The following is a 13,229-nucleotide window of genomic DNA, read 5'->3' as shown; positions in this document are numbered from 1 at the left end:
GCCCGTTGCTACTTGCCGCCCTTGGCCGAGGGCAGCTTCGACACCAGCCGCAGCGACACCGTGAGGCCTTCGAGCTGGTAGTGCGGGCGCAGGAAGAACTTGGAGGTGTAGTAGCCGGGGTTGCCCTCGACCTCTTCCACCACCACCTCGGCCGCGGCCAGGGGCTTCCTGGCCTTGGTCTCTTCGGAGGAGTTGACGGGGTCGCCGTCCACGTAGTTCATGATCCACTTGTTGAGCCAGCGCTGCATGTCGTCGCGCTCCTTGAAGCTGCCGACCTTGTCGCGCACGATGCACTTCAGGTAGTGCGCAAAGCGGTTGCAGGCAAAGAGGTAGGGCAGGCGCGCCGCCAGGTTGGCGTTGGCCGTGGCGTCCGGGTCGTCGTACTCGGCCGGCTTGTGCAGCGACTGCGCACCGATGAAGGCCGCGAAGTCGGAGTTCTTGCGGTGGATCAGCGAAAGCAGGCCGGCCTTCGAGAGCTCGGCTTCGCGCCGGTCGCTGATGGCGATCTCGGTCGGGCACTTCTGGTCCACGCCGCCGTCGTCGCTCGGGAAGGTGTGCAGCGGCAGGTTCTCCACCGCGCCGCCCGATTCGATGCCGCGGATGCGCGAACCCCAGCCGTAGAGCTTGTAGGAGCGGTTGATGTTGGTGGCCATCGCATAGGCTGCGTTGGCCCAGGCGTACTTGCTGTGGTCGGCGCCGGCGGTGTCTTCCTCGAAGTCGAACTCCTCCACCGGATTGGTGTTGGCGCCGTAGGGCGTGCGCGCCAGGAAGCGCGGCATGCACAGGCCCAGGTACTTGGCGTCGTCGGAGTCGCGCAGCGACCGCCAGCCGGCGTACTCGGGCGTGAGAAAGATCTTGGTCAGGTCGCGCGGGTTGGCGAGCTCCTGCCACGATTCCATCTGCATCAGGTTGGGGCTCGCGCCGGTGATGAAGGGCGCATGCGCCGAGGCGGCGATCTTGGACATCTCGCCCAGCAGCTCGATGTCGGGCGGGCTCTGGTCGAAGTGGTAGTCGCCCACCAGCGCGCCGAAGGGCTCGCCGCCGAACTGGCCGTATTCCTGCTCGTAGATCTTCTTGAACATCGGGCTCTGGTCCCAGGCCGCGCCCTTGAACTTCTTCAGGCTCTTGGCAAGGTCCGTCTTCGAGATGTCCATCACCCGGATCTTCAGGTGCTCGTCGGTCTCGGTGTTGTTCACCATGTAGTGCAGGCCGCGCCACGCACTCTCGAGCTTCTGGTAGTCGGGGTGGTGGATGATCTTGTTGACCTGGTCGGTCAGCTTGGCGTCGATCGCGGCGATCATCGACTGGATCGACTTGGTCACGTCCTTGCCGATGACGGTACTGTTGCTCAGCGCCTGCTGCGCGAGCGTGAGCACCGCGGCTTCGACGGCGCTCTTGGCTTCGTCGCTGCGCGGCTTGAATTCCTTTTGCAGGAGCGACGAAAAATCGCTGCCCGCATAGGCGACATCCTTGAGTGCGCTCTGCTCGAGTGCTTCGGCCATGGTGGTTCTCCTCGGGGGTCCGGTGTGTCGGGTGTGGGGGATCAGGCGGCCGGCTTGGCCGCTTCGTCGTCGGGCTTGGCGGTGGCCGCCAGCGACTGCAGCAGGGCCGGGTCCTCGAGCACCTTGGCCAGCAGTTCCTCGGCGCCGTTCTTGCCGTCCATGTAGGTCACGAGGTTCGACAGCTGGGTGCGCGCCTCGAGCAGCTTGTCGAGCGCGCCGACCTTCCTGGCCACGGCGGCGGGCGAGAAGTCTTCCATGTTCTCGAAGGTGAGCTCGACCTTGAGCTCGCCTTCGCCGGTCAGCGAGTTCTCCACCGCGAAGGCGGCGCGCGGCTTCATGGCCTTCATGCGCGAGTCGAAGTTGTCCACGTCGAACTCGAGGAACTTGCGGTCGGCCACGGGCGCGAGCGGATCGGCCGGCTTGCCCGACAGGTCGGCCAGCACGCCCATCACGAAGGGCAGCTGGATCTTCTTCTCGGCGCCGTAGAGTTCCACGTCGTACTCGATCTGCACGCGTGGCGCCCGGTTGCGGGCGATGAATTTCTGACTGCTCTTGGCCATGGCGATGCTCCTTGCGGGGGTAGATGAGGCGGTTCGATCAACAGGAAAAAAAAGGAAAGGGAAAAGCCGGCTACTCGGACGGACGCTTGCCGGTCACGGTCTCGATCGTGTCCAGCGCGCCGGGCGCGAGGTTGGCCATGATTTCGAGAAAGCTCACGCCGATGAGCTTCTTGGCGCGCTCGATCAGGAGCGGGGCGGGGTTGCCGGGCTCGGTCTGCTCGAGAAAGCGGATCACGCGGTCCAGCATCTGCAGCGCGTCCTGCCGGCTCTGGATCTCGCCGCGCATGGCAGCGGGCCGCGGCGCGCCGCCGGCCTGCGGCGCATCGCCTTGCGCCTCTTCGGCGGTGCCGGCTTCTTCGGGCGCACCGATGGCCGCGCTGCACGCCTTCTGCAGCATGCGGCCGATGGCGCGCAGCGGGGAGAGGTCGATCGCGTCGGAGCGGCCGGTGCGCTCCACCAGCAGGGCCTGCAGCTTCTCGACCCCGCCGGGCACGCCGATGGCGGCCTGGATCAGCTCGGGCCGCTCGGCATGGAGCGCCTCGAGGCCGCCCTGGATCTGTGCCGGCGAATAGGTGGCTTCGCCGCCCACCGCATTCAATGCGTTGTTGGCTACCGCGATGTCGCGCACGCGGATCGCGCCCACGCCGGGTGCCACGCCCACCTGCGCGTCGTACAGGTCGCGCAGGACCATCGTCTCGTCGCCGAGCGGCGCGAGCGCGTTCAGGCGCATGGTGGGATCGTTGTCGTCCTCGGCATCGAGCTTTGGATGTATGCCGTCCCAGAAGTTGTCGAGCAGGCGGGTGAGCAGTTCGAGCCCGGCAACGAAACCGGCAAGTCCCTGCAGCCGCGTGGAAGCACGCAGCAGCAGCACGGCGGCGCGCACGTCCTTGCTGCGGCGCAGGATCGCATCGGACTGTTCGGCCACCTCGCGCCACTCCGGCTCCACCGCGGGGATGACGGTGTCGCCGAACTGCTGCTCGGGCTTGCCCTGCGCTGCGGTGGTGAGCGCGGTAAAGGCCGCGTCGTACTCCAGATCGTCGCCGCACGGCGAGGCCTCGCCGATGGGCGTGAGCAGGGCTTCGACAAGTTCGGTGGTCAGCATGTTGCCTGTTCGAGTTGGCTGGTGATAATCAAAGATGCGTCCGAACCGGTCAATGCAACGAAGGGAATAGCATGCGCACGCTGGGTACACACCATTCGTCCTATGGACGCTCTTTTGCTGCGGTCTCGCGGCGCGTTGCATTGGCCTCTGGCCTCGCATTGACCGGTGCCCTGATCGCAGGCTGCGCAAGCAAGCCCGTGGTCACGCCGGTGTCGATCACGCTCGCGGCCGGTGCCGACGCCAACCCCGATGCGCGCGGCCGCGCATCGCCGCTCACGGTGCGCATCTATGCGCTGAAGTCGCCCGGCCCCTTCGAAGGGGCCGACTTCTTCTCGCTGTTCGAAAAGGACCAGGCCACGCTCGGCGCCGAGCTGGTGCAGCGCGAAGAGATGCTGCTGCGCCCGGGCGAAAGCAGAAAGCTCGACCTCACGCTGCCGGCCGATGCCAAGGCCATTGGCGTGATGGCCGCGTTCCGCGATCTCGACCGTGCGCGCTGGCGCGAAGTGCGCGCCGTGGAGCCCGGCAAGCCGCAGACGCTCACCGTGACCTTCGGCGCGCGGCAGATCCGCATCGACAGCAGCAAATAAACCCCGCCTAAGGGCCGCTCATTCACGCCTTCGCCGCGCTGGCGTTCGGCGCGCGGCCGGGCCGCGCGAGCGGCTGGTCGGCGGGCAGGAAGCGCTCGAACAGGTCGGTCACGAAGGCGCCGCCGGCCGCACCCGATGCGGCAGCCGTCACATAGAGGCCGCGCCATCGCGGGCCGCGCGAGCCGCGGCCATGGCTTTCGAACAGGGCCTCGGCCACTTCGCGCAATGCGGGCTGCAGCGCCCGCAGCGCCTCGATGAACTCATGGATCGCGAGCCGGCCCGATGCGCCCGGCTGTTCGCGCAGCAGCGCCATGCGCAGCGCATGCAGCTGGCGCGCCATGGGGTCGAACAGGGCATCGAGCCGTTCGGCCGCGGTCTCGCCGTGGGCGGCCGGCCCGGCCAGGCGATGGCCGATCACCTGTGCGAGCACTTCGGGCGGCAGCGCACCGCGCAGCGTGGCATAGCCGGCCAGCTGCTCCAGGCCGGTCACGACCAGGTAGACCGGCAGCTGCAGGCGCAGGGTGTCCGCGGCCTCGTCGAGCAGCCGGCGCATCCTGCCGGCCAGCGGCTTCATGCCTGCGCTGGACGGGTGCAGCAGTTCGCTCGCCGCCACGCAGGCCACCACGCCGTTGATCGGCACGCGGTCGCGCCGCTCGGCCAGTGCGAGGAGCGCCTGGAGCCACAGCGCACGCGTGTGCGGCGCCGCGGCCACGTCGCTGACGGCGCTCGGGTGCAGCTCGATGGCCGTCATCGAGCCGGTGAGCCACCAGCGCCAGTAGGGTTCGCCGAAAGGCTCGCTGCCCGAAGGTGCCAGGTGCTCGGCATGGGCCGCCGCCAGCAGCCCCGGCAGGTTGGCCGCCGCATCGCCGAGAAAGAGGAACCAGGGCACCGGTGCGGCTTGCTGGCACGATGGCTGGCGCAGGAGCTGGCGTGCGTGCGACATGGCTTTCCTCATGGCCTCCCTCATGGATTCGATCGCGGCTTCGTCGGCTTCGGCCGCCGGCGGGCCGAGTGCGGCAATGCGCCGGCGCAGCGCGCGGCGGCGCGCACCGCGGCCCGCGTCGTGGACCGCGGCGTACAGCAGCGCAAAGCCGGCCAGGCACAGCGCGAGCAGGAGCCAGAAGAAATGGGCAGGCAACAACGCGGCGGGCATGCTGCGGCTTTCAACGTGCAGTGGTCTCGAGGAACTCGAAATCGGCAAGCAGCCGCTCGTTGCCCTTGTTGGCCGCGAGCACCTCGCGCAGCCGCAGCAGGTAGGCCGAAGCGAGTTCGTAGGGCGGCCGGTCGGCCGCGCCGTCGAGCGGCGTGGGGGACGAGAGCGCCGTGACCAGCACGGTGCCGAAGGGCGGGCCCACCAGCCAGCTCGCCGGGATGTCGCGGCCCAGCTCCAGCTTCTCGCCGGCGCGCAGCCGCATCGGCTGGCCTGTGTTCAGGTGCATGACCGAACCGTCGGCGGTGTAGTAGTCGACCCACAGGTAGCTGTCGTGCCGGGGCGCGGCCACCTGCATGCGTACGTCGTCTCCTTCGCGCAGCCGGCCGTTGCGGGCCGTCACGGCCGTCACGTCCAGTCCGAGGGCCTTCTCGCGGTTGCGCAGCTGGTAGGGCTTCAGGATGGCGAACACCTCGCAGTGGGGCCACACGCGCAGCCTGACGTCGAAGGTGGGCGAGCCGCCATCGGGCAGCAGGCCGGCCACCTCGCGCTCCACCCGCTCGAGGTCGGCCGGCAGCGAGACGAAGCCGCTCACGTGCAGCTTACCGCCCCTGTCGGCCGAAGCCGAGAGATCGGCGCATGCATAGCCTTGAAGATGCTGCTCGATGCGCTGCGCCGGTCCCGGCTCGCCCGCGTGCAGCCCGGCCGGCCACTGCCACCACAGCAGATAGAGCAGCGGCAGCAGCAGCGCGAGCGCCCCGAGCGCGCGCAGCAGGCTGCGGTCGCGGCGGTGCAGGTCGTGCGGGCCCGGCGGATCCGCCACGCCATAGGGCTGCGGCGTGATGCGGTCCTGCACCAGGCTGCCGAGCGCCAGGGGCCTCTGCCGCAGCTGGTGGCCGTGCAGCTCCTTCAGCTTGCCGAGCTCGCCGCGGTCGTCGCTCTCGAAGTAGTACTGGCCCTTGAAGCCGTGCACCAGCGCATGCCAGTAGACCTCGCGCAGCTCGTCGTCCTCGGCGCCCAGCGCCGACAGGTGGTGGAAGAACTCGCTGTGGGCGTTGTTCGAGTTGAACAGCTGCACCTGCAGCGGCGCCGCGCCCGCGGCCGCACCGGGATGGCGCGCCAGGATCTCGTCGATCCAGGCCACCATCGCAAAGACCGCCGATTCGACCTGCGCGGCGGGCTGGCCCGATGCGCAGGCGCGCGCCGCGTCGAGCAGCCGGCGGGCCTGTTGCTGCGCGGCAGCGTGCGAGGGCGGCGCGGCGCGGCCGGCCGCGATCGATGCGTCGAGGGCGAGGCCGAAGGAGACGAATGCGGAAAAACAGTCGAGCAGCCGGAGCATGGATGACCGCGCCCGCTCACCGCGCCTGCGTTGCGGAGGATCCCTTGCACCGGCGTCTGCTGCGATGGCACATCCCCATGTCCCCGGTTCCTTCGAGTAAGGATTCCATCTTCCGAACGCCGGGCGGCGGGCGCCATATCGCTTGGGGACTATGCCGTTCGTCGGGCAAACCGGCTTGCTGTACGGGGCAATCGCCGGTATCTTCGGCATCCGCTGAGTTCAATGCACGCACGCTGGGACACCCGGGACACTAGGACATGCCATGAAAATTCTGATCGCCGACGACCACCGGCTCGTCATCGAGGCGGTCAAGGCCAAGTTGTCGGAGCTCGAGCCCGGCATCGAGTTCGTCCTGGCGATGAGCGTCGACGAATTGCTTGCCGGCGCCACCGACGAGCTCGACCTGGCCCTGATCGACCTCAACATGCCCGGCGCCGACGGCCAGGCGCACATCGACGAAATCCGCCGCCGCCATCCGGCCGTGCCGGTCATCGTGCTCTCGGGCTACGAAGACCCGGCCATCATGCGCAGCGCGCTCGAGCGCGGCGTGCTCGGCTTCATTCCCAAGGCCTACTCGCCCGAGGTCATGCTGTCGGCCGTGCGGCTGGTGCTGGCCGGCGGCGTGTACGTGCCGCCCATGATGCTCACGGCGCTGCCGCCCGGCATCGTGGCCGGCGTGGCGCCCGCGCAGAACGGCGACGCGCGCTCCGCAGGCGCTTCTTCGCAGACGCTCGAGCACCTGCGCAGCGTGCTCACCGAGCGCCAGGTCGAGGTGCTGCAGCTGCTCTCGCAGGGCAAGCCCAACAAGCTCATCGGCCGCAGCCTGGGCATCAGCGAGGGCACGGTCAAGATCCACCTGGCGGCCATCTTCCGCGCGCTCAACGTGCGCAACCGCACCGAGGCCGTGGTGGCCGCGCAGGCGCTGACCGAGGCGCAGCAGGCCTGAGCCTGAGCTCAGGCTGCAGCGCGCAGCCCGGCGCCGGCCGGTTCCTCCTCCTGCGCATCGGCTCGGCCGGCCGCCGCCGCCTTCTTTCTCTCCTCGATCGCTTCGGCAAGAAACTCCGCATCGCGCGCCACGCCCGAGAAGCGGCCCGATCCCCAGGTGTGCAGCCACGGCAGCCCCAGGAAATAGAGTCCCGGCACGCCCGTCACGCCGCGCTGGTGCACCGGCGCGCCGCGGCCGTTGAACACCGGCGCATCCACCCAATCGAAGTCGGGCGAGAAGCCGATGCACCAGAGCACGCTCGCGATGCCCGCCTCGGCAAGGCTCAGGCGCGTGCGCTCCTCGGGCGGCTCCCACATCGGCGTGTAGACCGAGGGCGGCGGCGCCTCGATGCCCCGGGAGGCAATGAACTTGTCGATCGACGCGTTGATGCGGTTGTAGGTGGCGTCGGCGCTGTCCAGGTGCTCGCGCAGGTTGGGCTGGAACTCCAGCGTGCCGTCGCCGCCCAGGCCGGTCAGAAGGCCGTACAGCTCCATGCCTTCGAGCGCGAAGCGCCGCAGGTCGATGTCGCGGCCGCCGTCGCGGCCGGTCACATAGTGGTTGGTGTTGTCGCGCACCCCCTCGCGCAGCGGATGCTCGGTCACGGGCATGTCGTAGTACTTCATGTCGGCGAGCCAGTCGACCACTTCGCGGCCGCGGTAGAAGCGCGCGCAGCGCGGCGCATCGCCGGTGGCAAGGTACACCTTGCGCCCGGCCAGGTGCAGGTCCTCGGCGATCTGCGAACCCGACTGGCCGCAACCCACCACCAGCACCGCGCCCTCGGGCAACTGCGCCGGGTTGCGGTACTGCGCCGAGTGGTACTGCACCACGTGCGGCGGCAGCTTCTCGGCCAGGCGCGGCACGATCGGGCGGTGGTAGCCGCCGGAGGCCACCACCACCTGGTCGGCGGTGTAGAGGCCGGCGTCGGTCTGCACCATGAAGCGGTCGCGCTCGCCCGTGCCTGGCACGCGCGCCACGCGCTCGACGGTCACGCCCTCGATGGCCGGCGCCTTCACCTGCGCGACGAAGCCCGCGAGCCATTCGTTGATCTGGTCCTTGACCATGAAGCCGTGCGGATCGTCGCCGTGGTAGGCCCAGCCCGGCAGCTGGCACTGCCAGTTGGGCGTGACCAGGCAGAACGAATCCCAGCGCTGCGTGCGCCAGCTGTGCACCAGGCTGCGCTTCTCGATCACGAGGTGGTCGATGCCGCGCTGCTGCAGGCAGTGGCTCAGCGACAGGCCGGCCTGGCCGCCGCCGACGACGATGACGCTGTAGTGGCTGCGTCCGCCAAATGGATAGGACATGGGGTCTTCTTTCTTTCTCTCTGGATGCGGGGGGCGTCAATCGAAGGCGACGACGGTGACTTGGGCATCGTCGGCGCCGGTGAAGCGGGCGGCGATGCGCTCGATCTCGGCGAGCTGGTCCATGGCCTGCGAGCACGCGAAGCCGTACTTGGCGCGCACGCGTTCGGAGGCGATGCCCAAGGCCTCGCGCGAGCGCTGCAGGAAGTCTTCGAGCGCATAGCGCTCGCCGGGCGCGAAGAAATCCTGCACCACGGAAGAGGGCGAGTAGCAGCGCGTTTCGCTGGCGTCGGGCCAACGCACCTGGAAGTGCATCACGGGCATGCGAGCGCCTCCTGCGGCGGCTGGATGAAGGCATCGCGGCCGAAGTCCCACAGCAGGGCCTCGTCGCCGCCGGCCTGCAGCCGCACCTGCCGCGTCGCATCGACCTCGCCGACCACCGCGCAGGCGATGTCGCGCGCGGCAAAGCGGCCGAGCACCGGCGCAACCTGCGAAGGCGCCACGCTGAGCACGAATCCGTAGCTCGGAAAAGAAGAAAGCCAGCGCAGCAGCGGCACGCCGCCGGGCCTGGGCAGTGCATCGAGGTCGATGCGCGCGCCCACGCCCGAGCACTCCAGCAGCATCATCGCGGTGCCGACCGCGCCGGCCATGCTGATGTCCTTCGCGGCGCGGCACAGGCCCCCTTCCGCAATGGAGGGCAGCAGTTCGAGGTCCGCGCGTAGCCGCGCGGCCGGCGCCGTGGTCGACGCGTTCCAGTAGGGAAAGGGCTCCTCGTAGGCGCCGCGCAGGTCGGCCGCCATCACCAGCAGGTCGCCGGGCCTGGCGTCGAAGCTGGTGAGCAGCTTGCGTGCGTGGCCGAGAATCGCAACCGCGAGCTGCGGCCGCTCGCTGCGGTTGTTGCTGTGGCCGCCCACCACCGGCACGCCGTAGCGCACCGAGGCTTCCGCCATGCCGCGCAGCACCTCGTCGGCCGGGTGCATGCCGGTGCTCCACAGCGCATCGACCACGGCTGTGGGGCGGCCGCCCATCGCATAGATGTCGCTCACGTTGACCATCACGCCGCAGTAGCCCGCGAACCACGGCATGCGCACGATGAAGTCTTCCACCATGCCTTCGATCGCGAACAGCAGGTAGCCGCCATGGCCGTCGGGAATGGCCGCGCAGTCGTCGCCGATGGGCACGGCCTGCGCGAGCGCGGCATGGCCACCGGGCAGCGACCGGCCGAGCGCCGACACCACGTCGCTGATGTCGCGCTTGTGGGCGAAGCCGCGCGTGGCGCGCAGGGCTTCGGCAATGTCGTGGGCCGTCGTCATGACAGCACCTTCGCGCGCGTGACGAAGCCGCTCACCGGGTCGTGGCAGGGCGGGTAGAAAGCGAGCCCCGCCTGCATGCGCGCATGCGGACGGCCGTGGATGGCGCTTTCATCGAGCATCTTCCAGCCGAGCTTCTGGAACAGCGGCACGTTCTGCATCTGCACCTGCGCGAAGAACGCATCGCAGCCCAGCGCGTTGGCGCGCGACACCGCGAGCCGTATCAGCGTGGCGCCCAGGTGGCCCTGGCTGCGGAACGCGGGATGCACCGCAAGGCGCGAGCCCCACCATTCGCCCGGCGCCTCGCCGCGGTGGATGCGCACCGTGCCCACCACCTGCTCGGGCATGCCGCCGTTGCACGACATGGCGACCAGCAGCCGCGCATGGCCGTCGATCGCGTCGCGGTCGTCGCGCGCGAAGATGCCCTGCTCGATGCAGAACACCGCACGGCGCAGCGCCATGGCTTCGTCGCGCTCCCACTGCTGCGCCGCTTCGCGCACCAGGTATTCGACCGGCGCGTAGTGCGGGTCGAGCCCGCTGAGGTCGTCGATGCACAGCATGGTCAGCTTTCGCTTTCTTTTTCGTAGATCGACAGCGACGAGCAGGCGCCGCACTTGCCGCAGCCCGCCTTGATGTCGGCCGAGCGCAGGCCCGCGGCCACCACGCGCTCGCCCAGCGGTGCCAGCAGCGACTTCATGAATTCCGGAGACGGTGCGGGATGGTCCTCGAGCGGCGTGCCGCTGATCGGTACGAAGGGCACGACGAAGGGGTACACACCGCGCGCGAGCAGCTGGTCGCAGGTGTCCAGGATGGCCTCGCGCGTGTCGCCCAGCCCGGCCAGGATGTAGGTGCTGACCTGGCCGCGCCCGAACACGCGCACGGCCGCCTCGAAGGCGCTCATGTAGCGCGAGACCGGCACGCTGGCCTTGCCCGGCATGATGCGTTCGCGCACCTCGGGCGTGACCACCTCCAGGTGCATGCCCAGCGTGTCGATGCCCGCGGCCTTCATGCGGTGGAACCACTGGTCGTCGTCGGGCGGCTCGCACTGGCCCTGGATCGGAATGTCGACCGCGGCCTTGATCGCGAAGGCGCTCTCGCAGAGGATGGCCGCGCCGCGGTCGGCGGCGTTGGGCGTGCCGGTGGTCATCACCATGTGCTTCACGCCGTCGAGCAGCACGGCCGCGCGCGCCACCTCGGCCAGCTGCTCGGGCGTCTTGCGCGCGATGGTGCGGCCGGCCGCGAGCGACTGGCCGATCGCGCAGAACTTGCAGCTCTTTTTGCGGCTCTCGTAGCGGATGCAGCTCTGCAGCACGGTGGTGGCGAGCACGTCGCTGCCGTGCAGCGTGGCAATGTGCGAATAGGGCACGCCATCGAAGGTCTGCATCGCATAGAAGCGCGGCTGCTTCGGAAAGCTGATGCTTGCAATGGGAATGCTGCCGCGCATCACGCGGCTCATGCCCCGCGCATCGGGCGCCTCGGCCGTGAACGGCGAATGCCAGGCGCTCGAAGTGTGGACCGGCACCATGATCGTGTGGCCGTCCACCGTGACGGCCTTGTGGTCGGACGGGCCCGCGCCGCCGCGGCGGCTTGCCACGCCGGCCGAAGGATCAACCAGCCGCAACCCGAAGGACTGGAGCTCGGTCATCAGCTGCCGGCTGTCCGGTGGGGTCGTCGTGGTGATGGTGGTCATGGTCGGGGCTCCGTTGAGCGAGGGGTTGCGTGGGATGCATCGGCACGGTGGTCTGCGCCGGCCGGTCGTTGATGGCGAGCGACAGCAGCTCGGGCCGCGCGTAGTGGCCGACCGAATCCATCATTCGCTTGCGCTTGGCGATCAGCGCCATGTCGAGGTCTGCAATCACCATGCCTTCGCCCTCGGTGAGCGGCGGCGCAAGGTGCTTGCCCTCGGGCGAGACGATGGCGGTGTGGCAGCCGCCGCGCAGCGCCTTCTGCAGGCTGGCGTCGGGCGTCACGCTGCGGATCTGTTCGTCAGTGAGCCAGCCGGTGGCGTTGACCACGAAGCAGCCCGACTCCAGTGCGTGGTGGCGGATGGTCACTTCCATCTGCTCCGCGAAGATCGGGCCCACCAGCGAGCCCGGGAACTGCGCGCAGTGGATCTCCTCGTGCTGCGCCATCAGGGCGTAGCGCGCGAGCGGGTTGTAGTGCTCCCAGCAGGCGAGCGCGCCAACGCGGCCGACGGCGGTGTCGACCACCTTGAGGCCGGCGCCGTCCCCCTGGCCCCACACCATGCGCTCGTGGTACGTCGGCGTGATCTTGCGGCGCTTGAGCGCCAGCGTGCCATCGGCATCGAACACCAGCTGCGTGTTGTAGAGGCTGCCGTGGTCGCGCTCGTTCACGCCCAGCACCACGACCATGCCGTGATGCCGCGCACGCTCGGCCACGGCCTGCGTGACCGGCCCGGGCACGACCACAGCGCGCTCCGCCAGCGCGAGGTGCGGCGCACCCTGCAGCACCGGCGGCAGCACGAAGCTGAAGTAGGGGTAGTAGGGCACGAAGGTCTCGGGAAAGACCGCCAGCTGCGCGCCCTTGGCCGCGGCCTCGTCGATGGCGCCGCACACCCGCTCGAGCGTGCCGTCGGGCCGGTCGAAGTCGGGCGCGATCTGGATCGCCGCGGCACGCACGATGCGGGGTGGGGAGGCCATCGCTCGGGTCCTGCCTTACAGCGTCCAGGTGTCCAGGATCACGGCGCCCGCCTTCTTGTGCAGCAGCACGAGGTCCAGCACGTCGAGCGGGTTGATCGGCGTGATGCCCTCGATCAGCGCGCCCTCGCCGTGGCCGTACAGCGCCTGCAGCGCGAAGCGGCACGCATACACCTTGCCGCCTTCCTCCATGAACTTGCTGATCTGCTTGTTGAAGTTCTGGTGGCCCGGAAAGGCCTCGTCGCCCAGCGTCGGAAAGCCGCGCTGCACGCCCAGCGTCACGCCGGGGCCGTACAGCAGCACCGAGGTCTCGTAGCCCTTGCGCCTGAGGCGCGTGGCCTGCAGCAGGTTCACGAAGCCGATCGAGCCCTCGAAGGCCACGGTGTGGAAGGTGACGAGCGCCTTCTCGCCGGGCTCGGCCTTGACGTCTTCGAACACCTTCTCTTCGTAGTCGACGAGGAACTCGCCTTTCTCGTTGCGGGGGCGGGTGACTTTGGGCATGGGGTACTCCGGTTGAAGAAAAAGGGGATGAACGCAGGTCCTGCGTGCCTTTCTCTTTGCAGGCGATGTGCCAGCGCCCGGCGCGGCGCGTGCGATCAATGCGCGATCAATTCGCCGGGATGCGGCCTGCACGCCCGAAAACTTTTTTCGGCCGCACGAAAACCCCTCGGCCAAGGCGGCCGGCGCGGCCCCGCCTGCACCGGGAAGACGCATCCGCCATGCGATCAATGCACCCGAT

Annotated in this window: 14 protein-coding genes; 2 read left to right on the top strand and 12 right to left on the bottom strand. The window is 69.2% G+C overall.

The window, feature by feature from the left end; all coding sequences use genetic code 11:
- Nucleotides 1-8: 8 nt before the first annotated feature.
- The 3 genes from tssC to tssA form a co-directional block, all read right to left on the bottom strand.
- Nucleotides 9-1,502, bottom strand: a complete 1,494-nt coding sequence (tssC, locus tag AC1DSC_RS23630; RefSeq protein ID WP_018904086.1) for a type VI secretion system contractile sheath large subunit — start codon at nt 1,500-1,502, stop codon at nt 9-11.
- Between the two features lie 41 nt (nt 1,503-1,543).
- Complete coding sequence (tssB, locus tag AC1DSC_RS23625; protein ID WP_012745713.1) at nt 1,544-2,062, bottom strand: type VI secretion system contractile sheath small subunit; 519 nt, start codon at nt 2,060-2,062, stop codon at nt 1,544-1,546.
- 70 nt (nt 2,063-2,132) lie between these two features.
- Entirely contained in the window at nt 2,133-3,164 is a 1,032-nt protein-coding gene (gene tssA / locus AC1DSC_RS23620; protein WP_012745714.1) for a type VI secretion system protein TssA, read from the bottom strand.
- Between the two features lie 158 nt (nt 3,165-3,322).
- On the opposite strand from tssA, the gene tssJ reads away from it, so the two are divergent.
- Entirely contained in the window at nt 3,323-3,751 is a 429-nt protein-coding gene (gene tssJ, locus AC1DSC_RS23615; protein ID WP_230537763.1) for a type VI secretion system lipoprotein TssJ, read from the top strand.
- Nucleotides 3,752-3,773: 22 nt separating this feature from the next.
- On the opposite strand, the gene AC1DSC_RS23610 is transcribed toward tssJ, so the two are convergent.
- Together AC1DSC_RS23610 and AC1DSC_RS23605 are read right to left on the bottom strand one after the other, a co-directional pair.
- Complete coding sequence (locus AC1DSC_RS23610) at nt 3,774-4,904, bottom strand: type VI secretion protein IcmF/TssM N-terminal domain-containing protein (RefSeq protein WP_012745716.1); 1,131 nt, start codon at nt 4,902-4,904, stop codon at nt 3,774-3,776.
- A gap of 10 nt (nt 4,905-4,914) precedes the next feature.
- Nucleotides 4,915-6,240, bottom strand: a complete 1,326-nt coding sequence (locus AC1DSC_RS23605; RefSeq protein WP_012745717.1) for a DotU family type IV/VI secretion system protein — start codon at nt 6,238-6,240, stop codon at nt 4,915-4,917.
- Between the two features lie 262 nt (nt 6,241-6,502).
- On the opposite strand from AC1DSC_RS23605, the gene AC1DSC_RS23600 reads away from it, so the two are divergent.
- Entirely contained in the window at nt 6,503-7,186 is a 684-nt protein-coding gene (locus tag AC1DSC_RS23600) for a response regulator (protein WP_436287220.1), read from the top strand.
- Between the two features lie 8 nt (nt 7,187-7,194).
- Here the strand turns inward: AC1DSC_RS23600 and AC1DSC_RS23595 are convergent, their stop codons facing one another.
- Genes AC1DSC_RS23595 through AC1DSC_RS23565 form a run of 7 tightly spaced genes read right to left on the bottom strand, consistent with a single transcriptional unit; the run spans nt 7,195 to nt 12,991 of the window.
- The gene (locus AC1DSC_RS23595) at nt 7,195-8,526 is read right to left on the bottom strand and encodes an MSMEG_0569 family flavin-dependent oxidoreductase (protein WP_436287221.1); all 1,332 of its coding nucleotides are present in this window, start codon (nt 8,524-8,526) and stop codon (nt 7,195-7,197) included.
- Nucleotides 8,527-8,562: 36 nt separating this feature from the next.
- Nucleotides 8,563-8,847, bottom strand: a complete 285-nt coding sequence (locus tag AC1DSC_RS23590) for an MSMEG_0570 family nitrogen starvation response protein (protein WP_062363556.1) — start codon at nt 8,845-8,847, stop codon at nt 8,563-8,565.
- A complete protein-coding gene (locus tag AC1DSC_RS23585) occupies nt 8,838-9,836 on the bottom strand; it encodes a sll0787 family AIR synthase-like protein (protein WP_436287222.1) in 999 nt (332 codons plus the stop codon). The genes AC1DSC_RS23590 and AC1DSC_RS23585 overlap by 10 nt, the downstream gene beginning before the upstream one ends.
- A complete protein-coding gene (locus AC1DSC_RS23580; RefSeq protein WP_436287223.1) occupies nt 9,833-10,393 on the bottom strand; it encodes an MSMEG_0567/Sll0786 family nitrogen starvation N-acetyltransferase in 561 nt (186 codons plus the stop codon). Before AC1DSC_RS23580 ends, AC1DSC_RS23585 begins: the two co-directional genes overlap by 4 nt.
- 2 nt (nt 10,394-10,395) lie before the next feature.
- Nucleotides 10,396-11,478 carry an MSMEG_0568 family radical SAM protein gene (locus AC1DSC_RS23575; protein ID WP_412512118.1) on the bottom strand — a complete coding sequence of 361 codons (1,083 nt, stop codon included), beginning with the start codon at nt 11,476-11,478 and terminating at the stop codon, nt 10,396-10,398.
- A complete protein-coding gene (locus AC1DSC_RS23570) occupies nt 11,441-12,493 on the bottom strand; it encodes a Nit6803 family nitrilase (protein ID WP_436287224.1) in 1,053 nt (350 codons plus the stop codon). Before AC1DSC_RS23570 ends, AC1DSC_RS23575 begins: the two co-directional genes overlap by 38 nt.
- A 15-nt stretch (nt 12,494-12,508) precedes the next feature.
- Entirely contained in the window at nt 12,509-12,991 is a 483-nt protein-coding gene (locus AC1DSC_RS23565; RefSeq protein WP_018904096.1) for an MSMEG_0572/Sll0783 family nitrogen starvation response protein, read from the bottom strand.
- Nucleotides 12,992-13,229: the final 238 nt, after the last annotated feature.

It is taken from the genome of Variovorax sp. 01N425, from assembly GCF_056399465.1.
This window is presented reverse-complemented; position numbering and strand designations above follow the sequence as displayed.